Genomic DNA, 24,752 nt, shown 5'->3' on the forward strand with positions numbered 1-24,752 from the left:
GTTATTTGTCCCTTGTTTTCGGAGGATAAGTATGTTCAATCGCATCTGGAAAGTTGCTCTGGCCTGGGTAGTGATGGTGGCTTTAGTGCTCCAATCCGCCGTCCCCCCCGCCCTGGCCCAGGAAATTCTGCCCCATCCCACCCAGCCCTTTTCCGGCAAAGTGGGGCTCACCTACAAAACCTCGGAGCCAGTCAAAACCCAGCTCAAACTGCCCAGCACCTACGGCATTGAAAACGCTCCCAATGTACTGCTGGTGCTGATTGATGACGTGGGCTTCGGTCAGTTCAGCAGCTTTGGCGGCAGCATTCCCACCCCGACGATGGATCGGGTGGTGAAAAATGGGTTGCAGTTTACCCAGTTCCACACGACGGCCCTCTGTTCCCCTACCCGTGCGGCGCTGCTCACCGGGCGCAACCACCACTCTGTGGGCAACGGCGTGATTACGGAAGCAGGCACGGGCTTCCCCGGTTATTCCGGGGTGATTCCCGATAATGCCGCCACTTTTGCCCAAATCCTTCAGGCCTACGGCTACGCCACCGCCTGGTTTGGCAAAAACCACAACGTGCCCGACTGGGAAAGCAGCATGGCTGGCCCCTTCGATCGCTGGCCGCGCGGTTTGGGCTTTGACTACTTCTATGGCTTTGTGGGCGGCGACACCGACCAGTTCCACCCCGCCCTGGTGGAGAATACCACCCGCATCGAGCCCCCTGAAACCAATGCTGACGGCTCCCCCTACCACCTCAGCACCGACCTGGCCGACCACGCCATCAGCTACATTCGCCAGGTGAATGCGGTTTCTCCCGAAAAGCCCTTCTTCGTGTACCTGTCCCCCGGTGCCACCCATGCCCCCCACCAGGCTCCCCAGGAGTGGATCGACCAATTCAAGGGCCAGTTTGACATGGGCTGGGATCAGTACCGCATCGACACCTTCGAGCGGCAGAAGAAGCTGGGGGTGATTCCCGCTGATGCTAAGCTCACCCCCCGTCCCGCCGCCCTCGCCGCCTGGGATTCCCTCTCCCCCGAGGAGCAGCGGGTCTATGCCCGGATGATGGAAGTGTTTGCCGGATTCACCGCCCAGGTGGACCATGAGGTAGGTCGCGTGGTAGACGCGATCGACCAGATCGGCGAACTGGACAACACCCTGGTCATCTACATCGCGGGTGACAATGGCTCCAGTGCTGAAGGGGGCTTCAACGGTCTGCTGAACGAGATGACCTTCTTCAACGGCCTGCCCGAAAAGCTGGAAGACAAGGTGGCCGCGATCGACGACCTGGGTGGGCCGATGTATTACAACCACTTTCCCGCTGCCTGGGCCTGGGCGATGGATTCCCCCTTCCAGTGGACCAAGCAGATTGCCTCCCACTTTGGCGGCACCCGCAACGGCATGGCGATGTCCTGGCCAGCGAGCATCAAAGATAAGGGCAGCAAGCGGTTCCAGTTCAGCCATGTGATCGACATTGCTCCCACGATTTTGGAGGCGATCGGTATCGACCAGCCCATACAGGTCAACGGCATCACCCAGAAGCCCATCGAAGGCACCAGCCTGGTCTATACCTTCGATGACGCCAAAGCTCCCACTCGTCACACCACACAGTACTTCGAGATGATTGCCAATCAGGGCATTTACAGCGACGGCTGGATGGCCAGTGCCCTCTGGAGTGAACCCTGGGACTCGGAACCGCCGCCGGATAAGGACGTTCTGAACCTGGATTGGGAGCTATACCACATCGACGAAGACTTCACCCAGGCGGTGGATCTGGCGGATCAGATGCCCGATAAGCTCCAGGAGATGAAAGACCTGTTCTACGCGGAAGCGGCGAAGTACAACGTGCTACCCCTGGATGGTCGTAAAACCGCCCGGCTCAACGTTGCCAACCGTCCCAGCCTGACGGCAGGGCGCACCCACTTTGCCTACCCCCGCGGCATCCGCATCCCGGAAGGCTCATCCCCCGACCTGAAGCACGTCAACCACACCATCACCGCCAATGTGGAAATTCCCTCCCAGGGGGCGGAAGGCATGTTGGTGACGGTCGGCGGACGGTTCGCCGGATATGGGCTGTTTGTGAAGGACGGCAAGCTCGTTTACCACTACAACCTGGCTGGAGTGGAACGGTACAACATCGAGTCCGATCAGCGCATTCCCACTGGCAAAGTCACGCTCAAAGCTGATTACAAAACCGATGCCAATCAGCCCTATGCCGGGGCGACGGTGACGCTGTACGCCAACAACAAAAAAATTGGTCAGGGGCGGGTCGAGAAAAGCATTCCTAACCGCGTCACCCTGGACGAAACGATGGATGTGGGCTTCGATACGGGCACTCCGGTGACGGAAACCTACGAGATGCCCTTTGCCTTTACCGGCAAGCTGGATGAGGTGGCGATCGCTTTGAACTAAGCCTCATCCCCCCAGCTCAGCTTGCGGGCATCGTCTGGGGGGATATCGTTAACCTGCATTTTTTGAATAGTGAGATCAAAACGTTGACCGTACAATTTTGTTGTTTTCCAACCCAGCCTGGAGGGAACGTCACTGCATTAAGGCTGGTGGGCAGTGCCTACGGCTACGGCCAATCAGGGGTTTCAGCCATGTTGAGTAGTTTATTTCAGTGCCATTCCAGCCTGGAGGGTTCATCAGCGGCTACTGTAGGCGGCAGAACCGTTGTCGATTGTTTTCTGGGACGGTTTCAAAGTAAGGTTCCGACCCTCAACTAATCGCTAACTCATCCACCCACTCACACATCTACCCACCGACAAACTTGACCGGGATGTGTTTTGTCCACCGATCCCTAAAGCCAAGCCATGCCCCGTTCTCATCCCCAGAGGTTCGAACTCAATCGCCGCACTTTCCTGAAAACTTCTCTGGCAATGACGCCTACCGTGATGCTTTCGTTTAATGCGTTAGAGGCCCTGGCGGCCACTCCTGGCAAGCAGATCTTCTCCATCCTTCACACCAACGACATGCACTCTAATGTGGTCGGGGTGGGGCCGTTTCAAGATTACACGCCGTTTAGTCTGGGAGATGACCAGACCCGGGGTGGCTATGCCCGCCTGGGAGCCTTAATTGCCCAGCGGAAAGCCGCACTGGAGCAGCTCGGCCCGGTGCTGGTGCTGGATGCGGGAGACTTCAGCATGGGCACTGCTGTTGCCGCCGCTTGTCGCGAATTGGGGGCCGAACTGCAACTGATGGCCCAAATGGGCTACGACGCCACCACTTTGGGCAACCACGAATTTGATCTGGGGCCAGATGGCCTGGGTCAAGCGATCAAGCAGGCGGCACAGGCAGGCGATATCCCGACCGTGCTGGTAACAAATACGGATGTCAGTGCGGACTCCGATCGCTTAGCCGACTTGCAAGCCATGGCCGAACGCGGAGTGCTGCAGCCTGATCAGATCATTGAGCGGGGCGGCCTGCGGTTTGGCCTGGTGGGGATTATCGGCTACGACGCCTTTAAATACGCCACGGATCCGGGGGAGGTGACCTTCAGTGATCCGATTGAAACCGCCAGGGCGGCAGTGCAACGGCTCAAGCAGGCGGAAAAGGTCGATGTGGCGATCGCCCTCAGCCACGGGGGCGTGGTTAAACGCCCCGATGGTCAATTTGGCCAGGGAGAAGACCTGAACCTGCTCAAAGCTATCCCCGAGTTGGACGTGGTGATTGGTGGCCATACCCATAGCGAGTTGCGAGAGCCGCTGTTCGTCGATCATCGCCCCGTGGTGCAGACTGGCAAGTATGGCGAGCATCTGGGTGAACTGGTGCTCAGCCTTGAGCAGGGCCAGGTGCAGGTGGAGTCCTATCGGTTAATTCCCGTTGATGACTACATCCAGGGCGATCCAGTCATTCAGACCCAGGTCGAGCGCTTTTTGCAGCAGGCGGGAGCGGTGACGTTCGCCCCCCGGGGGTATGCCACCACCCAACCTCTGGTGGTCATCGCCGAAGACTGGCCCATGGACTACGCCGACATTGAATCGGGGACGCCCCTGGCCAATGTGGTCACGGACGCCCTGCGTCAGGCCACCGGCAGCCAGATCGGCTTCACCGCTAATGGGGCGATTCGCGCTGGACTGGCAAAAGGCAAAACCGGGGTGCAAACGGTGTACGACATTTTTGCCCTGGCTCCCCTCGGTAACGGTATTGTGGACGCCACCGCCGGAAGTGCCCTGGTCAAGGGGTATTTCACGGCGGCGGAGCTGAAAAATATTCTGGAATTTCTGCTGATGGATGACCCCAATCATCCCGGCGAATATTACCCCAGAACGTCGGGCCTGCGGTTTTACTACGACCCCAGCCGCCCCCGATTTGATCAGGTCACCGCCTTAGAACTGGGCAACCTGGACGACGGTTACGCACCTCTCGATCTGGAGGCTCCGACCCTCTACAGCTTTGCCACCAGTTTGTATATGGGCTCGATTTTGGTTTACATTCCTCAGCTTACCCAAGGCGCGTTGCCCCTGCAGCCGAAACAGGCGGATGGCAGCCCCCTCACCCGCAAGGTCGAAGCCATCGTTGACCCCCGGGCCTCGACCAGTCCCTATGTTTTACCCACCACCACCCAGCTCAATGCCGACCTGGCGGCGATCGCTCCCACCAGCCGAGAAATTAAAGAGTGGCAGGCGATTATGGATTATCTCGTCAGCCTGCCCGATAAAACTGCTGACGGCATTTCCAGGCTGGTAAAAAATGACCGTGCCCGGGAAGTCCGGGGCCTGCCGATCCGCTGACCCCGTTAACCCGTTAACCCCTTATCCCCCATCCAGGTTGTGCCATGCCAGAGATGCCCTCCCGACCGGAATCAACCACCCTCATGCCCCGCATTGGGGTCGCCATCAAATGGACCCGCTTGATTAGCGTGTTAGCAGTGCTGTCTTCGCTGGTGGGGGCGGTGGTGATGTTCTGGATTGGCACCGTCAACACCTTCAAAACGGTTTTGCTGGTGGCGGGGGTGGAAGAACCGGTGATCGAGAATAGCTCGATTAAGCTGACCGAACTGGCGACCATCGAGCTTTTAGAATGCCTGGATGTGTTTCTGGTCGGGTTAGCCTTCTTGTACTTCGCTTACGGCATTTACTCGCTATTTATTCAGCTGGGGCGCAAAGATCCGGATACGCCCTCCTGGTTGCGGGTCAGCAACATCGGCGTGCTCAAAAAGACGCTGCTGGAATTGCTGGTGGTGCTGTTGACGGTGGTCTTTGTCGAAGGGTTGCTAGAGCGGCTTTCTTTTCGCAGTCTGGAGTGGACGTATCTGGTGATTCCCCTGTCGATTTTGGCGATCGCCGCCAGCACCCGCCTTTTACAATTTGCCAGCGAAGAAGAGCCCCCCACGTCATCGGAGGCTAAAGAATGACCGCCAGTTCAGCCGCCACACCATCGTTTGAAACTCAGCTCGATGAGTCACCCATCACCCGCACCATGTGGCTGCTCTGGCTGCTATCGGCGGGGCTGATTGCCCTGGATGGCTTTGACTTTTTCATCATCGGCGTGGCGATTCCCTTCCTTAAGCAAGATTTTGGGCTGGATGCAGTAGCGATCGGGGCGGTGGCGACGGCAGCCGTCGCGGGTTCTCTCGTCGGTTCCCTGACACTTGGCCCCATTACTGATCGCATCGGTCGTCAGCTCATGTTGATTGTGGACGTGGCGATTTTCGTCATTGCCACAATGGGCACAGCCCTTGCTTGGAATGCCACTTCTCTCATAGCCTTCCGCTTTTTAGTGGGCGTTGGCATCGGGGCTGACTACCCCATCAGCGTGTCTTACATCACAGAGAATATGCCTGCCCGATGGCGGGGCCGCATGGTCATCGGGGCATTTACGTTTCAGGCCGTGGGAGCCCTGTTGGGAGCGGTCACGGGGCTAGTGACGATTGCGGTATTTCGGATGCTGTACCCAGATACCAGCGCCATGGCTATTCAGTATGCGTGGCGTTGGATGCTTGGGGTCGGGGTGCTGCTGGCGATCGCGGTGGCGATCGTGCGACTCAGCTTTAGTCTGGAAAGTCCGCGCTATTACATCAGTCGGGGTGAATATGAGGAAGCTTCCATTGCGGCGACTCAACTGCTGGAAACGGATATCACCATTACCCCCGACACAGAACCGCCCATCTCGACCGAGTCCCCAACCTTCGGGGCTTTGTTCAATCAAATGCATCGCCGCAGTACCCTGTTGGCCTCGCTGCCCTGGTTTTTGCAAGACATTGCGACCTATGGGGTGGGCATTTTTACCCCAGCCATTATTGCCATGTTGGCCTTTGCCGACGAAACGGATTTCATGGTGCGAGAAATGGGCTCAGCCAAAGGTTCAGCTGTGGTTGATGTCTTTCTCATTCTGGGGTTTATCGGCGCCATCGTACTGGTCGAAAAACTGGGGCGCATTCGTTTGCAGGTGGCGGGCTTTATGGGCATGGCCGTGGGGCTCAGCATCCTCGCTGCTGCCAGTAGGTTGCCCGCTGGCAGTCAGGGCGAAATCGGACTGGTGGTGACAGGCTTTTTCGTCTTTAACCTGATGATGAATGCGGGGCCAAACGCCACCACCTTTTTGCTGTCGGGGGAGGTCTTTCCGACCTCAATCCGGGCGACGGGGGCTGGCTTTGCGGCTGCCTTTGCGAAAGCGGGAGCCGTGCTCGGTACCTTTGTGCTGCCAGTGTTGCAGCGATCGCTGGGCGCCCCGACGCTGCTACTAGGGCTGGCCGGCTGTTGTGTGTTGGCTGCCGGACTCACTCTGCTCTACCGCATCGACACCGCTGGGCAATCCTTAGAAGCCATTGGAGCCACTGAGGTTATGCCGGAACCACTGGTGCCCAAGTAAAATTGCTGCCCCCTGCTTGGCGGTATTGAATCCCGAGATGAATACGTTAATGCGGTCCTATCGCTCACCTCACTGATGCAAAACCCTTATCCTCCCAACCCTCAACCCGAGCTGGCCCGCGAGCGAAACCGGATCGCCGCCGATCGCACTTTGCTGTCTTTTGTCCGCAGCAGCGTCACCCTGATCAGCATCGGCGTGGGCATCAGCCAAGTTTCCAACATTCTGGTGCCAGTGGTGTCTTACCTCAGCTATTGGACCTACCTGCTCAGCGTGCTGATGGTGGGGGTCGGCGTCATCACGCTGATCTTTGCGGCCCACGATTATCAAGGCGAGCTGCAACGTTTGCGACAGCCAGAATACTATTTCACGCCGCGTTGGTCGCTCGGGGGTGTGACCGGGTGGATTATTTTGATTGCGGGTGGGCTGACGCTAATTCAGTTATGGCTCACGCCCGTATACTGACGCGCTGCTGCTGACGCGATCGCGACGCTCTGATTTCTGTTTACTCATCGACCAACCAGCCATGCAATTACTCTGCTCACAAAAACAAGGTGATGGTGACCAAGCCCAAGACCCCACTCAGGATGACGCCGATGACAACAAAGTGGTTCAGCCGCGATACCGATTGCAGGACATAGTCTTCGCGCTCCAGCGATTTGACCTCCAAGCGATGCTGAATCAAGGCCAACCCCAGCAGCATCGTACCCAGAGCAATGAAGGCCAGACTGATGGTGTGGGCCAGGGTTTCTCTCAGCAAGGGATCGATATCCGGGAACTGTTGGCGGACGCCCTGATAAATCTGGTCAATCGCGACCCCAAACCCAATCAGCGTCAGCGATTGACCGAGCCAGGCGTTCATCGTCCGTTCCGCAGCGGCGCGGTTGCGTTCTTTCGCCAACTCGTTAGTGGTGCCAAACAGCTTAGGCGGTCGATCAGAGGTCACGAGGCGAGTCTCTCCTATGGATAAGGGCGCAGGGGTCTGGGTGTATTCTCCGCGCTGGGTTCAGTGATACTTAATTGTTTTACAAAAATATTGTTGCCATGAGTGATGCAAATTCTACCCCCCACGTGCCCAATGCTGGCACAGAACTCGCCAAGGAGCGCAACCGCGCGGCTGAAGAGCGCACCCTGATGGCTTGGATCCGCACGGCTTTGGCGCTGATTGGTTTTGGCTTTGGTATTGACAGTATTGTGGCGGCGATTCAACAGGCGTTGGGCGATACGGTGAATCCGGTGCGATTAACGCGCATCTTGGGTCTGGCCTTTGTCGCTCTGGGCACCTTTGCGATGCTGTATGCCGCGATCGACCATCGTCACCAACTCCAGCGCATTCAGCGGAATGACTTGGTATATGTGTCGCGGCGATCGCCTGCCCTGATTGTCGCCTATAGTCTCGCCCTGATCGGCGGTTTGGCCTTTCTCAGCGTGTTGTTTAGCCCGCTATTGCGCTTAGCTCGCTAGTGGCGGTCCGCCTGCATTCTAGATTTAAGCGCAGGTCGGCAACTTTTGTTTACTCAGCTGGGGCATGATGTCTACTTCCCTTTACCCACCCACTTTTTGCGATCGCCATGACTGACTCTAATCAAACGTCTAATCCCAACGACTCCCCCCCATCCCCGCCGCCGAGCAATAACGAATTGGCCCTGCAGCGCACCGAGATGGCGAAACAACGCACCGGCCTAGCCGAGCAGCGTACCGAGATGGCGGAGAAACGTACCGGCCTGTCCATCCAGCGCACCGATCTGGCAGCAGAACGGAACGACCTGGCGATGGTGCGCACCGCGCTGGCCCGCGAACGCACCCGGGCTGCGGAGGAACGCACCCTGATGGCGTGGATTCGTACCGCCCTATCCATGATTAGCTTTGGGTTTGGCATCGATCGCCTATTCAAATATCTGGACAAAACCGAGGCCAGCACGGGTATCAACGTGCTGACCGAGGAACGGATTCTGGGGTTGAGTTTGATGTCGCTGGGGTTGTTTACCCTGGTCGCCGCCATCATCAACCACTGGCGCATTCTCAAAAATATTGAAACCGAGGAGTACGAATACACACCGGGATGGTCCCAGGGCTTAACCGTCGCGATCGTGCTGCTGTTTTTGGGACTGGCCGCATTTATTCCCCTGGTCATTAACGGCGTCACCTTAGGCGAAGTCTTCACCCTCGACAGCCAGATCCTGCAGACCCTGGCCGCTCTGGCGATTTTCCTCCTCATGCTGACCTTAGGGGTTAAAACCGAGTTGGCAGACTTGGTCATCCTCTGGCGGCAGCCACAGCTACTGATGCGGGCTTTGGTCGCCGCGTTAGTCTTATTTCCCGTCGGCGCGGGCGTGATCGGCTACGTCTTGTTGAAAGACACGTCAGTGGGAATCACGATTGGAGTCGGGCTAGTCGCCCTGGCTGCCGCGCCCGGCGCCCCGTTGTTAACCACGCGGGCCACGATGGCCGGGGGCAATGTGGCGATCGCCACCAGCCTGCAAGTCACCCTCGCGACCCTCGCAGTGGTGACCACGCCGATCACGCTGTTCATCTTCACGACAATTTTTACCAACGTAGAGGCTAATGGTGAGTTTCTCCTGATTGCTAAACAAGTCATCATGGTGCAGTTTTTGCCCTTGGGGTTGGGGCTCCTGGTGCGGCGGTTAGGCGGTGAGTCAGCGGCCAACATCGGTGAACTGTTGACCACCGTGGCGAATACGTTATTCATCGTGTTGACCGTGTTCTTAATCGGGCTCAGTTGGGTCTTGTTGCCCACCGTGCCCTGGCGGGGCTTTGCGGTCATTCCGCCAGTGGTGTTATTCGGCCTGGCCTGCGGCCATTGGCTCGGCGGCCCTGAGCTAGGCAATCGGTCTTCCATCGCGACTGGGGTGATTGCTCGGAATGCTGGCCTGGCGCTGTTTTTGGTGGCAGCCAATGGTGCGCCCAGGTCGATTCCGGTCATCATTGCTTACATGGTGGTGGGCGCGATTACCGCTCTGCCCTACAACATTTGGATTAAAAAGCAACAGCAGGCCGCGATCGCCCCCACCACTCCCTAGTGCAGCTTCCAACCTAAACTCACCGATTAGTAGCGGGGTGTCGAGTTTACGAGACCCACGGCTGAATCGGTCCCGTCGGTCGCACTGCCTTTGACCTACGCTACAGCCCACACAAATTTCTAGCCTTGACAGAGCCCTATTCGTGAGAATTCAAACCTCAAACCTGAAACCCGCCCTCACTATGAAACGTTTGCTTTGCCAGCTCATTACCGTTCTTTCAATTGTCCTTGCCAGTTGGGGCATGGGGGGGAATGCGATCGCCGCTCCGGCTAACTCCCTCTGCCCCAGCGACATGGTGTATATCCCCGGCGGCACCTTCACCATGGGGTCCGACAATCCCGATTTTGTGGAAGAGAAAATCGCTGAGGATGTCACCGTCAGCAGCTTTTGCATCGAGCCCCACGAAGTTACCAACGCCCAGTTTGCGGAGTTTGTCGAAGCCACGGGCTATGTGACAGTGGCCGAACGCCCCCTCTCCCAAGAACAGTTTCCGGAGCTGACAGAGGCGGAACGGGCACCGGGTTCCCTGGTGTTCCAGCCGCCGGAAGAGGGCATTCAGCAGGTAGCTTACCTGAGTTGGTGGCACTGGCAACCAGGGGCCGACTGGCGGCATCCCTTTGGCCCCGACAGCGATCTGCAAGGGAAGGCGGATCATCCCGTCGTCCAGATTGCCTATGAGGATGCGGTCGCGTATGCCCAGTGGCGCGATCGCCAGCTCCCCACCGAAGCCCAGTGGGAATATGCGGCTCGCGGCGGCAACGACGAATGGACCTACACCTGGGGCGAACAATACTCCGCCGAGCAGGCCAATACCTGGCAGGGCATGTTCCCCTTCTTTAACACCAAAGAGGATGGTCATTTGGGCACCGCTCCCGCGATGTCCTTTCCGCCCAATGGCTATGGCCTGTACGACATGACCGGCAACGTCTGGGAACTCACCGCGAGCTGGTTCACGGTGCAGCACGACGACCTCGCCCACCAAACCGACCCCACAGGCCCCACCCAAGCCGTCAGCTATGACCCCAAAAAGCCCATGGATGGCGCGATGCACGTGATCAAAGGCGGTTCTTATCTCTGCGCCAAAAACTACTGCAGCCGCTACCGTCCCGCCGCCCGTGAATCGCAAGCGCTGGATACCGGCACCACCCATGTTGGGTTCCGCCTGGTGCGATCGCTCGATAGCTAATCTCAAACCCTCTCAACTGGCCATTTACTCCAGACTCATTCGCAGCATTAGGGTGGCCATCTGCAGATATGTTCTAATCGATGAAAGCAGCGTCAACGACTAGTGCAGCGTCAAATCTAAAGTTAGTAGCGTGGTGTCGAGTACAGCTTCAATCGCCCTGTGGGTCGTATTGCATGACCCACTAGCCAAATTGAGATCTGGCTATAGGGGCGCATGGCGTGGCCCTTACCCAATCTTCGGGATTTGATGCAATCGTCTACCCGCAAGCTGCTTGAACAATTGCATCTCAATCGGCTCACGACCCGTTTGTAACGCTCGGAAACTGAGTGGACCGCTTCGATTTGGCTCAAAAAGTGACCTTATCTCCTACAGATAACCTGATCTGCGAGGTCCAGGACGGCAGTTCGTCCTGGTCGATGGGGGTCTGGGGGCAAAACGAAATTGCCCCCAGTCGCCACACCTCAACAAAGCCAGTATCTCTGCCTGACGACGCCTGGGCAGCTACTGTCGGAAGTGTTGCTATTCATGGCTTTCCCCGAATTATGCCTAATGAATAGCAAACTCGAGGGATGTAAGGGGCTAAGTTGCGGTCAAGTTATTAAAAACAATTTGTGTATGCTGAGTAGCTCTGTAGGCATGAGACTTGAATAAGTTGTGATAGCCATCCTAGCCGTCCCCAGTGAAGCAGCACTTTCACAGCCCTCGAGTTGAGAATTTTACGGTTTACAAACAACTGCGTTCCCTAAAGTCGGATTTTTTACGACAATACATTCACCCACTGACAGATTTTAGGAATCTCCGATGCCACAGTTCCTGCCGATTGCCTACTTTCAGCAAAAGTTTTGCCCCTTCGAAGAAGCGACGATCTCCATTGCCACCCACGGCCTGCACTACGGCACCGGAGCCTTTGGGGGGCTGCGTGGCCTGCCCGACCCTGCCAACCCTCAACAAGCGCTGCTCTTTCGGTTAGAACGGCACTGTCGCCGCCTCAGCCAAAGCGCTCAATTTTTGCAGTACGACTTGGATGCGAGTCACATCAAGTCTGTCATCATCGAGTTCGTCAAGAAAAATCACCCCACGGAACCGTTCTACATTCGCCCACTGGTCTACACGTCAGACTTGGGTATTGCCCCTCGGGTGCATGATGTGGAACATGATTTTGCAGTGTATGGTCTGCCCCTGGGCGACTACCTCTCGCCGGAGGGCATCACCTGTCGCATTAGCTCCTGGCAGCGCCCGTCGGATCTCAATCTGCCCCTGCGCGGCAAAATCACGGGCTGCTACATCAACTCGTCGCTAGCGAAAACCGAGGCGAAAAAGTCCGGCTTTGATGAGGCTATTATGCTGAATTCCCAGGGCAAGGTCAGCGAAGCGTCGGGCATGAATATCTTTTTGGTGCGGGAGGGACAGCTCATCACCCCCGGCGTGGATCAAGACATTTTGGAAGGCATCACCCGCAACAGCGTGATTCAAGTGGCCCAAGATCTGGGGATGCCGGTGCTAGAACGGTCGGTCGATCGCACCGAACTGCTCATCGCTGACGAAGTGTTTCTCTGTGGCACCGCTGCCCGCATCACCCCCGTCAAGCGCATTGAGAACTACACCCTGCCCACCGATCGCCCCATCACTACGAAGTTGCAGGATCTGTTGAAAGCGATCGTCGAAAACCGTGAACCGAAATATCGCGACTGGGTGGATGTGATTCCCCTGGGCAACTAAGACTTAGATTTCAGCACACTCGCGATGGTTCAAACTCATGGGCACTGGCAGAGGTGGCGAGTTTTTGGTCAGCGGCGGAGCTTCTAATCCTCGCTCCTAGCAGCTCCCAAAGCGCGGTCAAGTGAGGCTGGACTGAGACTTGATTATCCGCTTCGGCAACCACCAACCAGGTGCCTTGCAGTTGGGCCGCATCACAGCCGATGACCTGTTTTTGCCCTGCCAAAATTCCAGACGAATACAGCACTTGCGACCAAACGGTGTCTCCACCGTTGCGGCCATAGGCTCCCGACGCATAGACGGCGGCACCATACTCGACGCGGCCAGAGGCGATCGCTTGACGCATCGAAATCCCCGCAGCTTTGGCAGCCGTCAGAGCGGCGGCTGCTTTTTGGCGACTGCCCCACCAGGGCTGCTTTTTGAGGGTGGCTTCTAATTCTTCAAAAGATCCGGTCACAGTTGAGAAGGTCATCGTTCTCGTTTTGTGGGTGGTGCCAAATACCGCAGTGACAGCCATGAGATGGTGACTCAGCGTTTGCAGAACAGTCATGTCGTAGACTCCAGAAAATTTCAGAACAGAAGAACACGGTAAATTGCACCCAACGAACTCACTCGCCCCTGACGCATAGCCGACTGACTCACGACCGACAGATCAGTCATCCGCGAGCCCAACACTGACCGGCTTAACAATTTGCTGGTTGCCAGCGATGTCGGTGCTCTATCAACAGGTTATTGAGGCGGTGTATACGCTGATGTGTGAGCCATGTCTGCGTTCTGTATAAGAACACGCTCATCTTGCCAACTGGGGCTACTCAGATGCTTGAAAGGTAGTTTCCGGTTGAGATGTCTTAAATATTAGGATTAACGCCTGGGTTGTACCGTTCTGGCGCGGCAAATTCAAAGGCGACTCAATCAACTTCAAAGGCGACCTGGCCTCAGCGATCGGGCGGCATCGCTGTATCTAGCCAATCGTCCAAGGAGCTCCTTTACTTTCGTGCTGACTGACCACTCCCCCAAGGCTGCTAAGTGGTCAGTCAGCACGATATGAACTTGATGGGCAATGGTGACATCCCTAGCATCGACTGCACTAAGGGCGCCGGAATGGAGCCGCGAAACTATGGCGAAGTCAGCTTTAAGGCGATGGGCGATCGGTCGTGTCTGCCGGGAACTGGGGCACTAACAGCGGGCCATCGTCAGTAGACTCAATGTTGTAAAAAATGCGGCTTTCTGCTGAAGCGCAACACAACGCATCTTCCGGAGCGTAGCGGTTAAAGAAGGCATCGATCGAGCCGTCGTTATACAGCCGCACATCGTACAGGCTGCCATCGGTGCGCGAGTCCATCAAATTAGGAGACAGCGTACCTGCGAAGTCGCCATCTACAAAGACAAATGCTTGATAGCTAAAGGGGCGACACATGCCATCGGCGTTGGCCATGCCCATGACCAAGGTGGTGTCACCAAAAATATACGCCGGGCCGGTCAAGGTCCAGCCTGCAGCCTCCACTAGTGCATCTTCATACAACCGAGGCGAGCGAAAGGTGCGCTCACATTCTGACAGGTTGGAATATTCCAGTTCGGGAGCTAGCGGAATGGGGGCTCCGGGCACATTCCAATTGGTTTCCTCATCCAACCAGGTGCCGTCTTGCGTCGTTTGGGCGATCGCTCCCGGAGCCAGCAAGGATGCTCCCAGCGTCAAGGCTCCAGCCACTGCCAGCGTCGATGCCGAAAAGTTCATATCCATAATTCCCTCTCTAAAAATTGGCTGAATTATAGTCACCCTTCAGCAAATCACAATCCGCCCGTCAGCCCTGGCGGCCCGGCAAAAGATTTAATAAACGTCCAGTCAAGCTTGTGAGAATCAACGTTTTTGTCTCTAGCCAAAGGCTTCGCGGCAAACGATATCAATGCGGTTGGCGCAAAACCCCAGATTGGGTGCCCCTCTATGCTGACTGAGATCTCCAGGCCAATAACTGTGGACATCAGCCGCCGCAAACTCATCAGAATGATGCAGAATAAACCCTAGTTATTTTGGGGCGACGGATTCCCGATGTTAAGCAACGTTTGGCAGACTGTGACTCTCAATTGTTTCGCGCTATCACAGTGGCGCGAAGTCAGTGTGCTGCATCGGTTACTCAGCTTTGCCCGGACTTGGCGTCAGGGCAGTGTTTTGCTGCAATGGGGCGAGGCGATCGCCCTGGGCATCGTGGCGATTTTGTTTGCCCTGGCTCCCTACGTGCCGACTTCGTTGATTGGCGTTCTGTTGATCGCCTGCAGCGCCTTCTGGCTGTTGTTGACCCTGACCGACAACGCGGGGGAAGGGTTAACGCCGATTCATCTCGTTGTGATTACCTACTGGGGCGTGATGGTGTTGGCAACCGCCTTGTCGCCAGTACGGGGGGCGGCGATCGCTGGATTGATCAAACTCACCCTCAATGTCCTGTTATTCCTGCTGATGGCACGAGTCCTGCGACGGCCCCGACTGCGCACCACGCTAATTACGGTTTACCTGCTCACTAGTCTCATCGTGTCAGTCTTTGGACTGCGGCAATGGTTTTTTGGGGCCGATGCCCTGGCCACCTGGGTCGATCCGACCTCAAATTTGGCGGGCACCACTCGCGTCTACAGCTTTTTGGGTAACCCCAATCTGCTGGCAGGCTACCTGATTCCTGCTGTTATGTTGAGTGGGGCGGCCATCTTTGCCTGGCCCCGCTGGACACCCAAACTATTGGCGGTCTTGGCGCTGCTGGTCAACATGGCCTGTCTCGTGCTGACCTTCAGCCGGGGGGGGTGGCTCGGCTTTGTCGCCGCAGGCTTTACCCTCTTAGTCTTGCTCGTGCAGTTTTGGAGCCTGCGGTTCAACACCTTTTGGCAGCGGTGGGCCATTCCGGTGTTGCTGGGCGGGTCCGCCGCATTTTTGTTTTTTAGCATTGCTGCCCTCGATCCGCTGCGCGATCGCTTTATGAGCATTTTTGCGGGCCGCAGCGACAGCAGCAACAACTTCCGTATCAATGTTTGGATGGCGGTGATCGACATGATTAAGGCTCGCCCCATCCTCGGTATTGGGCCTGGTAATGACGCCTTTAATCAGGTGTATCCGCTGTTTCAACGCCCCCGCTACACCGCCCTCAGCGCTTATTCCATTTTTTTGGAAATCGCCGTAGAAGCCGGGTTGATTGGCTTAGCCTGCTTTATCTGGCTGCTCACTGTGACGTTTGGCCAAGGCTGGCGGCGATTACAGCAATTGCGCGAAACTCAGTCCACACAGGCTTACTGGCTCATGGCTGCGATCGCCACCATGATTGGCATGCTCGTGCATGGCCTGGTCGATACTATCTGGTTTCGTCCCCAGGTCAGCACTCTGTGGTGGTTGATGCTTGCGATCGTCGCGAGCTACTATCAAAGCCACCAGCAGTCATTTGAGCGCCATCAAGCTGCGCTCGATCAGGCCTGACAACCATGAGGCTGGGCCATCAAAATGATGAAATTTTCGCAAAGAAGCCGAGTCCGTGGGCTCATATGGTGGCTCAATCGCGACACTAGATTCAAACGTCTAACTGAGCGGGTGCAGAGTTGACTGCCGCAAGTGCTGTGACAATTGAGGAGGACGCATTCATCTAGGCGGAATTCAGCATTATCACCCTGTCCATTGTCGGTGAAAAACTGTTAGAGCATTAAACAGGTCTTTGGCGAGTGGCTTAGTCGTTAATTGACATCTTCTGACCAGTTCCTGACTGGGTAGACGTTATCAATAACATTAGGAGATGCTCTTTAAACCACGTAACAGCTAATCCTGGCAAAGCTTTCAGTACGATTAAAAACGTCTGTAGGCTGTTGCATGAATGCTTGCTCTGCACTGATTTAAAGGCTCTTTAACGTTTCTTTTGTGTAGATAGCTTTAAGGGTGCGATCGCATGTCCCTACAGATTTTGGGTAGCCGATACAGCATTATTCAACCATTGGGTGGCGGTGGCTTCGGCCAAACGTTTCTGGCCAATGATCTCCACTTGCCAGGGCATCCCTGTTGCGTCGTCAAGCGTCTACAGCCGCGCAACACCGATGGTATTTCCCTCGAGTCGGCTCGTCGTTTGTTCAACAGTGAGGCCGAAGCGCTTTACACCTTGGGCAATCACGATCAGATCCCTCGATTGCTGGCCCACTTTGAAGAAAATCGACACTTTTATCTAGCACAAGAATATATTCAAGGCGATTTGTTAACCGAAGAAGTGCATCCTGGGGCGCAACTGACGGAAACGCAAACCGTCGAACTGCTTCAAGATGTGTTGACCACCCTCTGCACTGTTCATGATCATGGGGTGATTCATCGTGATATCAAACCCTCTAATTTGATTCGCCGCGATCGCGATCGCAAGATTGTGCTGATTGACTTTGGCGCAGTCAAACAAATCAGTAGCCAATCCCTAGATGACGCTGCCAATCCCTACAGCATGACCGTCGCTGTCGGCTCCTTAGGATACATGCCCAACGAACAGCTCGCAGGCCAACCCTGTTTGAGCAGTGACATTTACGCCGTCGGCATTCTGGCATTGCAGGCCCTGACCGGACGCGATCCGAAGCGCATTCCTAAAGACCCCACCACCAGCGAACTGATGTGGCGTGACCTGGTTTCTATCCGGCCTGCACTGGCCAGCGTGCTGGATAAAATGGTGCGCTATGACTATCGTCAGCGCTATACCAATGCACAAGAAGCGTTGGCGGCGCTCAATCAAGCGACGGCACCAGCTCAGGCTTCAGCACCCTCTCAAAGTCTGCAAATTGATTTGACCTCGCAGGCACTTGAGGCCCATGTTGCCTGGCTAGAGCGTGCTGATGAACTGTTTGAGCAAAGTCGCTTTCATGAAGCGGCGCGCTGCTACGAAAAAGTGGTAAAAGTGCAGCCCAATGCCACCACGGCCTGGTTCAAATTGGGGATAGCCCTCGACAACATCGAGCAATACGCCCTGGCCGTTGAGGCCTATCAAACGGTGACCGAGCGGCAAGCGGAAGATTATTTGGCCTGGCTCAAATTAGGCAAAGTGAGGGAGCGCTTAGGGCAGTATGAAGCCGCCCTCATTGCCTACGATGAAGTGCTGAAGCTGCAGCCCAAAAACTACTGGGTGTGGGCCGATCGCGGCCAAATTTTAGAAAAAATGGGGCGCATCGAGGAGGCCCTAGCGGCCTACGATCGCGCCATTGAGCTAAAACCTGACTTTCAACTGGCGCTGGAGAGCCGGAAACAATTGCTGGTGAGGCTCAAGCGGGTGGACGAACTTTATACCTTAGAGCATTACGACGATGCGATCGCCGCCTGTGATCAAGCCCTCAAAGAAAATCCCCAAGATGCCACCCTATGGCTGATGCGGGGCATGGCCCTGGAGAACCAAAAAGACTTGGCCGCTGCCGCGATCGCCTACAACACGGTCATTCGCTTACAGCCAGAGGATCACATGGCCTGGTTTCGTCTGGGTAACGTGCTCGAAGAATTGGGGCATCCCAAACGAGCGGCGAAGGCTTACAGCAACGTCACCCGCCTTCAGCCCCACAACCATTGGGCCTGGTATCAGCGGGGGCGGATGTTAGAGCAACTCTCGGACTATCGGGCAGCGATCGCCGCTTATCAAAAAGTGCTCAAACTGCAGCCCACCTTTGATTCCGCCCAAACCGCATGTCAACGTCTTTTGGGAAAGACCCTTTCCCTGAGTAGCGTTAGGTAATCTCAGGGATACTCCTCTTCCCGACCCTGTCCCGATCACCTTCCCAAACTTTAAGCTTGGGATGCTGCCGGAGTGGGGGGCACATCGGGAATGCTGGACGTCATATTAATGGCGACTGCTTCTGGGTTGGCCCAGAGAATGAGACGCGGCTCTAGGGAACTGTGCAAATAACGATGTCTGGGCAGCAGCCGCAAAGACAGCCCTTGTAAACCGCTGGTGACGTACTGCATCTCGGCTGCATACAAGCTGTTGCCATCCGCATCTTGACCTTGATAGTCCATCGCGATGGAAATGCCGGTGTGCATCTCCCCATCCACTTGCACGGTGCCCTGATAAAGTTCGACCAAAAGGTCTTCAGGACTCAACTGGCCTAGGGCAATTTTGGCCTGCACGTTAAAGGTTTCGTTGACCTGCAGGGCTGACGGCGCAGCAATGTCAATGGCTTTAATTTTCATGTCATACCAATGCTCAGACAGATGGGTGTGCCAGGCAGCCAGTTCTTTGGCTGGGGCATACTGGTCAGCCCTCAACTGATGGAGGCGATCGCTCACCATAAAGTAGGCGCGACGAGCGTATTCTTTCACCATGCGAGACGTGTTGAAGCGAGGCGTATTGAGATAAATCGCATCCTTCATTTTGGCGACCCAGCCTCGGGGGATGTCGTTTTCATCGCGATCGTAAAAGAGTGGCACCACTTCTTTTTCAATCAGCTCATACAGCGCATTCGCTTCGACCTCATCCTGGTAATCGGGGTCGTCATATTCTTCACCAGAGCCGATCGCCCACCCCGTTCTCACGTAGTCGGCCTCATCCCACCAACCATCGAGCACGCTCAGATTCAGCAACCCATTCATCGCCGCTTTCATGCCGCTGGTGCCGGAGGCTTCGCGAGGCCGCCGGGGATTGTTGAGCCAGATATCGGCCCCCGCCACCATGGCGCGAGCGATGTGAATGTCGTAGTTAGGGACAAACACAATCGAGCTATCGAGTCCTTTATCCCGGGTGAAATGGATGATGCTGCGGATGAGCTCTTTGCCGGGAATATCTTTGGGGTGCGCCTTGCCCGCAATCACAAACTGGACGCGCTGCCGCCGCTGGCCGTCGCCAGTGATAATTTTACGAATGCGGTCTAAATCGTGGAGAAATAAGGTGGCGCGTTTATAGGTGGCAAACCGTCGCGCAAAGCCAATCGTCAAAACGGCGGGGTCTAGAATTTCGGCCGCTTTGGCCACCTCGGTAGGGGCGGCATCGCGCTCGAGCAAGCTTTTCTGTAAATGGCTCCGCGCATACTTCACCAACTGCGAGCGACAGAGTTCGTGGTTGCGCCACAGCTCTTCGTCCGGAATGGATTGAACCCGCTCCCAGAGGTCATCTTTGGCCCCTGCCTGTGACCAGTTTGGCCCGAGGTAGCGATCGTAGAGTTCTTGCGTCGACTTAGCCACGCAACTACGAGCATGGACGCCATTCGTGATGGCGGTGATCGGCACTTCTGCTTGGGGCAGGTCTTGCCATAGCCCACCAAACATCTCCCGCGAAACGGCACCGTGGAGCTGACTGACGCCGTTGACAAAGGAGGCGGTTTTAATGGCTAACACCGCCATGCTAAAGGGGGTAGAGAGATCGCCCGTATCTTCGCGACCTAACGCGAGAAATTCATCATCGGAGAGGCCAAATTTGCGGGCGTAGCGACCGAGATAGTACAGAATTTTGTCAGAACTGAACAGGTCGATGCCCGCCGGTACCGGAGTGTGGGTCGTAAAAATTTGGCTGGACGCTGCCATCTGCAAAGCTTCTGGATAGGCCAGTCCGTCACGCTCCATAAAACGGCGAATCCGCTCTAGGGCGAGGAAGGCGGAATGACCCTCATTCATGTGGTAAGCGGTGGGCTTGAGTCCCAGCGCTTCGAGCATGCGGACGCCCCCAATGCCCAGCATGATTTCTTGGTGAATCCGCATGTCGATATCGCCCCCGTAAAGGCGATCGCAGATGTCTTGGTCGTATTGATTGTTCGGCTCGATGTTGGTGTCCAACAAATAGAGCGGTACGGTGCCGACCTGCACGCGCCAGATGCGGGCATAGACCGTGCGACCAGGATATTCCACCGCGATGCGCATCTCGGAGCCCTGATCGTCGCGCTCTAGTTCCAGCGGCATATTGTAAAAGTCATTGACCGGATAGCGCTCTTGCTGCCAGCCATCGGCGTTGAAATATTGCGCAAAGTAGCCTTCTTGATAGAGCAGGCCCACACCCACCAGCGGTAAGCCTAGATCGCTGGCTGATTTGAGATGATCGCCCGCCAGTACTCCTAAACCGCCAGAGTACACCGGCATACAAGAGGTCAGCCCAAACTCCATCGAAAAGTAGGCATAGCATTCGTCTGATTGCGGCCGATTGCGGTGGTGCCAGGTGCGCTCGCTCAGATAATCATCCAGGCGCTGCACGGCTCGATCAGCTTGGGCGACAAAGCCCTCGTCATCCGCGATCGCCTGCAACCGCTGCTGATTGATCATCCCCAACATCAGCACCGGGTTGTAATGGCTGGATTCCCACAGGTCGGGGTCAAGTCGGCGAAATAGCTCGATCGTATCGACATCCCAATCCCACTGCAGGTTATAGGCCAGCTTCTTTAATCCGGCCAGGCGCGGGGGCAAGGCAGGGGTGACGTTAAAGGTGCGAATTGGGCGCATAGTTCCAGAATGTCTGATGTCTATAGAGCGTTAATGATGCGATCGCAGTCTACAGAGGATATGGATTTATCGCCTCTGACGACAGCAATAACAGTAATTGTGACGGTCAATACCAGCGCCGCTGAGACCCTTAACACTCTTTTGGGGATTGTTATCTCAAAACATTGAGTTATGTACGCAATGTTCAACTGGGTGGGTTGATCCATAACTGCACAGATTCGTCCGAGGGAACCCTCTCCTGAATCCGATATTTTCCGGTTCATCGCTGTGGCAAATTTTTGTGATGGCAGCGATCGTCGGTGTCTTCATCAGACCACATCAGGCTTTCACGGATTCAAGCCAGCGCTTCAGATGCGGTTCCAATCACAAAATTTGCCCGCTCAATTCAGCGGAGCTTCATCAAATCGACGAGAAAATCTAATTCTTTAACCTGTCCTTTACGTCGGCTCGGTAGTATCTCACAGAACAACGTGCGAAAACTGATAATCGAACGTGAGGGAGATTTTGAGATGATATCGATCAAGCAATTTGCTTATTCTTTGTCACTGGTGGCCCTGTTGGGTAGCGCCGTGGCTTGTGGTGCTCCTACTGATACAGCTGACACCACCACTGAAGAAGGTGGGGAAGAAGTTGCCGCCACCGACGGCGGTTCTGATTTAGAAGGCTCTATCACCGTTGACGGTTCCAGCACCGTTTTCCCGATTTCGGAAGCCATGGCTGAGGAATTCCAAATCGCCAACCCAGGTGTGCGGATTACAGTCGGCGCTTCGGGGACTGGCGGCGGCTTCGAGAAGTTCTGTAATGGGGAAACTCAAATTTCCAACGCTTCTCGCGGTGTCAAGCAAGAAGAGATCGACAACTGTGCTGAAAACGGCATCGAAATGATTGAGGTGCCGGTGGCCACTGACGCATTGTCAGTTGTGGTTAACAACGATAATGATTGGGCGGCCTGTATGACCATTGAGCAGCTCAACACCATGTGGGCTCCGGAAGCTGAGGGCACGGTTACTAACTGGAACCAGATTGACCCGAGCTTCCCAGATGCTGAGCTCATCCTTTACGGTCCGGGTACTGACTCGGGTACCTTTGACTACTTTACCGATGTGGTGAATGGTGAAGAGGGGGCCAGCCGCGGCGACTACACTTCCAGCGAAGACGACAACGTCTTGGTACAGGGGGTAGAAGGTGACACGAATGCGATCGCTTACTTCGGTTTTGCCTACTACTTCGAAAACCAAGATCGGATGAAATCGGTTGCGATTGACGACGGTAGTGGAAATTGCGTTTCCCCCAGCCCAGAAACCGTACTGGCAGGTGAGTATACGCCTTTCTCCCGGCCGCTCTTCATCTACGTCAATGCCGCTGCGTATGAAGAAGATCCTACTGTTCAAGCCTTTGTGGACTTTTACCTAGACCCGGCGAATGAGCAGTTTGTGGCCGATACTGGCTACGTGCCTCTGTCTGGCGAAAAGTATGAAGCCTCTTTGGCGGCTGTGAAAGGTGGCGAAGTTAAATCCACTGCTGAGTAATCTCACTTACTGAGATTCACTGACTAGGTAGGGGGGTATGATTGCGAATGCCCCCTTGCCTTTATTCAGTTCATCTTTGATTCGCTGAGCTGCCACTATAAATCTACTGACTTTTCAAGGTCAATGCTGCAGCTAGCAGTTAAGAAGATAGTCGCGTGTTTACTCGCGCTTAGACCCATATTTAAGAGTTGCTATGACTCAAAGCGTTTTCCCTGATGCAGGGGTTAACCAGAGTGATCTCTGGAAACCCAATCGTTCCGCCAGCAAGATGTCGCAGAAAGCTGTGGTGATCTTGTTCGGGGCGTTTGCCATGGTGTCGGTGCTCACCACCTTTGGCATCGTCTTTACGCTGCTATTCGAAACGATTGAATTCTTTCTCGAGGTCTCCCCACTACATTTTTTTACCGCAACTCGTTGGACTCCGCTGTTTGCCAATCCTGAGTTTGGCATCATTGTCTTACTTTGCGGCACATTCCTGACCTCTGTCATTGGTTTGTTAATTGCGATCCCACTCGGGCTGCTGTCAGCGATTTGTTTAAGTGAATATGCGCCCAGAAAGGCAAGAGCTTTCCTCAAGCCGGCCTTGGAGGTTTTGGCTGGCGTGCCGACGGTCGTTTTTGGTTACTTTGCTTTGTTGCTGGTAACCCCGGTTTTGCGATCGTTTATTCCTGATATGCAGGTCTTCAACGCGCTAAGCGCAGGCTTTGTGCTGGGATTTGCAATTTTGCCGACAATTGCCTCCCTCAGCGAAGACGCAATTTTTGCAGTGCCGAATAGTTTGCGACAAGGGTGTTATGCGCTAGGTGCCACCAAGCGCGAAACGATCACTGGAGTCGTTTTGCCAGCAGCCCTTTCAGGCATCGTGTCATCGATTATTTTGGGCGTGTCGAGAGCCGTAGGCGAGACCATGATTGTGACGTTGGCGGCCGGGCAAAGTCCAACGCTGACGCTCGACCCCCGGGTTTCCATTCAAACGATGACCGCGTTTATTGTGCAGGTGACCAAAGGGGATGCCCCTTATGGCTCAATCGAGTTTAAGACGCTGTTTGCCGTGGGGATGACGCTATTTGTCATCACCTTGGTGCTGAACCTCATCAGCTACTGGTTTGTGCGGAAGTATCAGGAGAAGTACGAATAATGGTCTCCCCTCAAAAATCGGTTGAGTCTAGTCGCAGCGACTATCAGCCTCAGCTGCAAAAACGCTACAAAATTGACCAAATTTTCCAGATTATTAGCTGGATGGCAGTTCTGTCTGGCATTGTTGTTTTGACAGTTCTCATTGTCGGGATCTTGATTCAGGGGATTCCTAACCTGAGCTGGGATTTCTTAGTGTCACCGCCATCTCGTAAACCAGAGCAAGCGGGTATTTGGCCTGCTTTCTTGGGCTCAATCATTCTGCTAATCATCACGGCCGCAGTCTCGATTCCGATTGGGGTGGGCACCGGCATTTTCTTGCAGGAGTTCGCTAAAGACAACAAGCTGGCGCAGATTATTGAAATCAACATTAGTAACCTGGCGGCAGTCCCTTCAATTATCTATGGTCTGCTCGGCTTATTTGCCTTTGCGCGGATTTTTGGATTTATCACAGGTGGGCGCAGCATTTTGTCAGGCGGATTGACCTTGGCACTACTCATTTTGCCAGTCATTATTGTGGCGACACGAGAGGCACTGAAAGCGGTGCCTGATAGCATTCGTCTAGCGGGTATGGCGTTGGGCGCGACTCGCTGGCAAACGGTGCGGACCCATGTGCTGCCTCAGGCGATTCCTGGCATTATGACGGGCACCATTTTGGCCTTGTCTCGGGCGATTGGCGAAACCGCACCCATTATCGTGGTCGGGGCGGCCGCGTTCGTTCCCTTTGCACCCACATTGACGATTGAGGGGTTGCAAGAACCGGCGTTTACGGCCTTGCCAATTCAGATTTTTAACTGGGTGAGTCGGCCTCAAGAAGAGTTTCATTACATCGCGGCTTCGGCCATCATTGTGCTGATGATTGTGCTGTTGGTAATGAACGCAACCGCGATTTTTGTCCGTAACCGCTTCCAAAGTTCCCGCTAGTCCTTGTTGATTTAAGATTCATTGTGTCAAG

18 protein-coding genes are annotated in these 24,752 nt (G+C 55.3%); 14 read left to right on the top strand and 4 right to left on the bottom strand.

Features of this window, described 5'->3' with window-relative positions; translation table 11 throughout:
* Positions 1–31 precede the first annotated feature (31 nt).
* The 5 genes from DYY88_RS18585 (at position 32) to DYY88_RS18605 (ending at position 7,258) form a co-directional block, all read left to right on the top strand.
* Positions 32–2,395: an arylsulfatase gene (locus tag DYY88_RS18585; protein ID WP_039728880.1), complete on the top strand. Its 2,364-nt coding sequence runs from the start codon at positions 32–34 to the stop codon at positions 2,393–2,395.
* Between the two features lie 401 nt (positions 2,396–2,796).
* A complete protein-coding gene (locus DYY88_RS18590; RefSeq protein ID WP_084607162.1) occupies positions 2,797–4,716 on the top strand; it encodes a bifunctional metallophosphatase/5'-nucleotidase in 1,920 nt (639 codons plus the stop codon).
* A gap of 44 nt (positions 4,717–4,760) precedes the next feature.
* The gene (locus DYY88_RS18595; RefSeq protein WP_201279075.1) at positions 4,761–5,339 is read left to right on the top strand and encodes a YqhA family protein; all 579 of its coding nucleotides are present in this window, start codon (positions 4,761–4,763) and stop codon (positions 5,337–5,339) included.
* Positions 5,336–6,796, top strand: coding sequence for an MFS transporter (locus DYY88_RS18600; protein WP_039728879.1), 1,461 nt, complete (start codon positions 5,336–5,338; stop codon positions 6,794–6,796). Before DYY88_RS18595 ends, DYY88_RS18600 begins: the two co-directional genes overlap by 4 nt.
* Positions 6,797–6,871: 75 nt before the next feature.
* The gene (locus DYY88_RS18605; protein ID WP_201279074.1) at positions 6,872–7,258 is read left to right on the top strand and encodes a YidH family protein; all 387 of its coding nucleotides are present in this window, start codon (positions 6,872–6,874) and stop codon (positions 7,256–7,258) included.
* A gap of 76 nt (positions 7,259–7,334) precedes the next feature.
* Here the strand turns inward: DYY88_RS18605 and DYY88_RS18610 are convergent, their stop codons facing one another.
* Positions 7,335–7,739 carry a YidH family protein gene (locus tag DYY88_RS18610; RefSeq protein ID WP_044151396.1) on the bottom strand — a complete coding sequence of 135 codons (405 nt, stop codon included), beginning with the start codon at positions 7,737–7,739 and terminating at the stop codon, positions 7,335–7,337.
* A gap of 98 nt (positions 7,740–7,837) precedes the next feature.
* On the opposite strand from DYY88_RS18610, the gene DYY88_RS18615 reads away from it, so the two are divergent.
* The 4 genes from DYY88_RS18615 to DYY88_RS18630 all read left to right on the top strand — a co-directional run bounded on the left by DYY88_RS18615 (position 7,838) and on the right by DYY88_RS18630 (position 12,739).
* Positions 7,838–8,257, top strand: a complete 420-nt coding sequence (locus DYY88_RS18615) for a YidH family protein (RefSeq protein ID WP_039730403.1) — start codon at positions 7,838–7,840, stop codon at positions 8,255–8,257.
* Between the two features lie 107 nt (positions 8,258–8,364).
* Complete coding sequence (locus DYY88_RS18620) at positions 8,365–9,834, top strand: DUF202 domain-containing protein (protein ID WP_052288632.1); 1,470 nt, start codon at positions 8,365–8,367, stop codon at positions 9,832–9,834.
* A gap of 181 nt (positions 9,835–10,015) precedes the next feature.
* Entirely contained in the window at positions 10,016–11,020 is a 1,005-nt protein-coding gene (locus tag DYY88_RS18625) for a formylglycine-generating enzyme family protein (protein WP_039728877.1), read from the top strand.
* Between the two features lie 801 nt (positions 11,021–11,821).
* Entirely contained in the window at positions 11,822–12,739 is a 918-nt protein-coding gene (locus DYY88_RS18630; RefSeq protein WP_039728874.1) for a branched-chain amino acid transaminase, read from the top strand.
* A 10-nt stretch (positions 12,740–12,749) separates the two neighbouring features.
* On the opposite strand, the gene DYY88_RS18635 is transcribed toward DYY88_RS18630, so the two are convergent.
* On the bottom strand, positions 12,750–13,286 hold the full coding sequence (locus tag DYY88_RS18635) for a hypothetical protein (RefSeq protein ID WP_039728871.1): 537 nt from the start codon (positions 13,284–13,286) through the stop codon (positions 12,750–12,752).
* A 582-nt stretch (positions 13,287–13,868) separates the two neighbouring features.
* Positions 13,869–14,477, bottom strand: a complete 609-nt coding sequence (locus DYY88_RS18640; protein WP_201279073.1) for an LppP/LprE family lipoprotein — start codon at positions 14,475–14,477, stop codon at positions 13,869–13,871.
* Between the two features lie 306 nt (positions 14,478–14,783).
* On the opposite strand from DYY88_RS18640, the gene DYY88_RS18645 reads away from it, so the two are divergent.
* Both DYY88_RS18645 and DYY88_RS18650 read left to right on the top strand, forming a co-directional pair.
* Positions 14,784–16,187 carry an IctB family putative bicarbonate transporter gene (locus DYY88_RS18645; protein WP_039728866.1) on the top strand — a complete coding sequence of 468 codons (1,404 nt, stop codon included), beginning with the start codon at positions 14,784–14,786 and terminating at the stop codon, positions 16,185–16,187.
* A gap of 460 nt (positions 16,188–16,647) precedes the next feature.
* Positions 16,648–18,447: a serine/threonine-protein kinase gene (locus DYY88_RS18650; RefSeq protein WP_052288631.1), complete on the top strand. Its 1,800-nt coding sequence runs from the start codon at positions 16,648–16,650 to the stop codon at positions 18,445–18,447.
* A 50-nt stretch (positions 18,448–18,497) separates the two neighbouring features.
* Here the strand turns inward: DYY88_RS18650 and glgP are convergent, their stop codons facing one another.
* Complete coding sequence (glgP, locus tag DYY88_RS18655) at positions 18,498–21,134, bottom strand: alpha-glucan family phosphorylase (protein ID WP_044151395.1); 2,637 nt, start codon at positions 21,132–21,134, stop codon at positions 18,498–18,500.
* A 509-nt stretch (positions 21,135–21,643) separates the two neighbouring features.
* Here glgP and DYY88_RS18660 point away from each other — a divergent pair.
* From DYY88_RS18660 to pstA, 3 genes are all read left to right on the top strand, one after another.
* Positions 21,644–22,663, top strand: coding sequence for a PstS family phosphate ABC transporter substrate-binding protein (locus DYY88_RS18660; protein ID WP_039728864.1), 1,020 nt, complete (start codon positions 21,644–21,646; stop codon positions 22,661–22,663).
* A gap of 193 nt (positions 22,664–22,856) precedes the next feature.
* Positions 22,857–23,801 carry a phosphate ABC transporter permease subunit PstC gene (gene pstC / locus DYY88_RS18665; RefSeq protein ID WP_072041360.1) on the top strand — a complete coding sequence of 315 codons (945 nt, stop codon included), beginning with the start codon at positions 22,857–22,859 and terminating at the stop codon, positions 23,799–23,801.
* Positions 23,801–24,721: a phosphate ABC transporter permease PstA gene (pstA, locus tag DYY88_RS18670; RefSeq protein ID WP_044151394.1), complete on the top strand. Its 921-nt coding sequence runs from the start codon at positions 23,801–23,803 to the stop codon at positions 24,719–24,721. The genes pstC and pstA overlap by 1 nt, the downstream gene beginning before the upstream one ends.
* Positions 24,722–24,752 lie beyond the last annotated feature (31 nt).

It is taken from the genome of Leptolyngbya iicbica LK (assembly GCF_004212215.1).
In the GTDB taxonomy this organism is placed as follows: domain Bacteria; phylum Cyanobacteriota; class Cyanobacteriia; order Phormidesmidales; family Phormidesmidaceae; genus Halomicronema; species Halomicronema iicbica.

What these genes read in the sequence shown, in the direction of transcription:
- DYY88_RS18595 (WP_201279075.1), top strand. Translation starts at nt 4,761, where the DNA reads ATGCCAGAGATGCCCTCCCGACCGGAATCAACCACCCTCATGCCCCGC.
- DYY88_RS18645 (WP_039728866.1), top strand. Translation starts at nt 14,784, where the DNA reads ATGTTAAGCAACGTTTGGCAGACTGTGACTCTCAATTGTTTCGCGCTA.
- DYY88_RS18640 (WP_201279073.1), bottom strand. Translation starts at nt 14,477, where the DNA reads ATGGATATGAACTTTTCGGCATCGACGCTGGCAGTGGCTGGAGCCTTG.
- DYY88_RS18585 (WP_039728880.1), top strand. Translation starts at nt 32, where the DNA reads ATGTTCAATCGCATCTGGAAAGTTGCTCTGGCCTGGGTAGTGATGGTG.
- DYY88_RS18625 (WP_039728877.1), top strand. Translation starts at nt 10,016, where the DNA reads ATGAAACGTTTGCTTTGCCAGCTCATTACCGTTCTTTCAATTGTCCTT.
- DYY88_RS18660 (WP_039728864.1), top strand. Translation starts at nt 21,644, where the DNA reads ATGATATCGATCAAGCAATTTGCTTATTCTTTGTCACTGGTGGCCCTG.
- DYY88_RS18600 (WP_039728879.1), top strand. Translation starts at nt 5,336, where the DNA reads ATGACCGCCAGTTCAGCCGCCACACCATCGTTTGAAACTCAGCTCGAT.
- pstA (WP_044151394.1), top strand. Translation starts at nt 23,801, where the DNA reads ATGGTCTCCCCTCAAAAATCGGTTGAGTCTAGTCGCAGCGACTATCAG.
- DYY88_RS18590 (WP_084607162.1), top strand. Translation starts at nt 2,797, where the DNA reads ATGCCCCGTTCTCATCCCCAGAGGTTCGAACTCAATCGCCGCACTTTC.
- DYY88_RS18650 (WP_052288631.1), top strand. Translation starts at nt 16,648, where the DNA reads ATGTCCCTACAGATTTTGGGTAGCCGATACAGCATTATTCAACCATTG.
- DYY88_RS18615 (WP_039730403.1), top strand. Translation starts at nt 7,838, where the DNA reads ATGAGTGATGCAAATTCTACCCCCCACGTGCCCAATGCTGGCACAGAA.
- DYY88_RS18605 (WP_201279074.1), top strand. Translation starts at nt 6,872, where the DNA reads ATGCAAAACCCTTATCCTCCCAACCCTCAACCCGAGCTGGCCCGCGAG.
- glgP (WP_044151395.1), bottom strand. Translation starts at nt 21,134, where the DNA reads ATGCGCCCAATTCGCACCTTTAACGTCACCCCTGCCTTGCCCCCGCGC.
- pstC (WP_072041360.1), top strand. Translation starts at nt 22,857, where the DNA reads ATGACTCAAAGCGTTTTCCCTGATGCAGGGGTTAACCAGAGTGATCTC.
- DYY88_RS18620 (WP_052288632.1), top strand. Translation starts at nt 8,365, where the DNA reads ATGACTGACTCTAATCAAACGTCTAATCCCAACGACTCCCCCCCATCC.
- DYY88_RS18635 (WP_039728871.1), bottom strand. Translation starts at nt 13,286, where the DNA reads ATGACTGTTCTGCAAACGCTGAGTCACCATCTCATGGCTGTCACTGCG.
- DYY88_RS18630 (WP_039728874.1), top strand. Translation starts at nt 11,822, where the DNA reads ATGCCACAGTTCCTGCCGATTGCCTACTTTCAGCAAAAGTTTTGCCCC.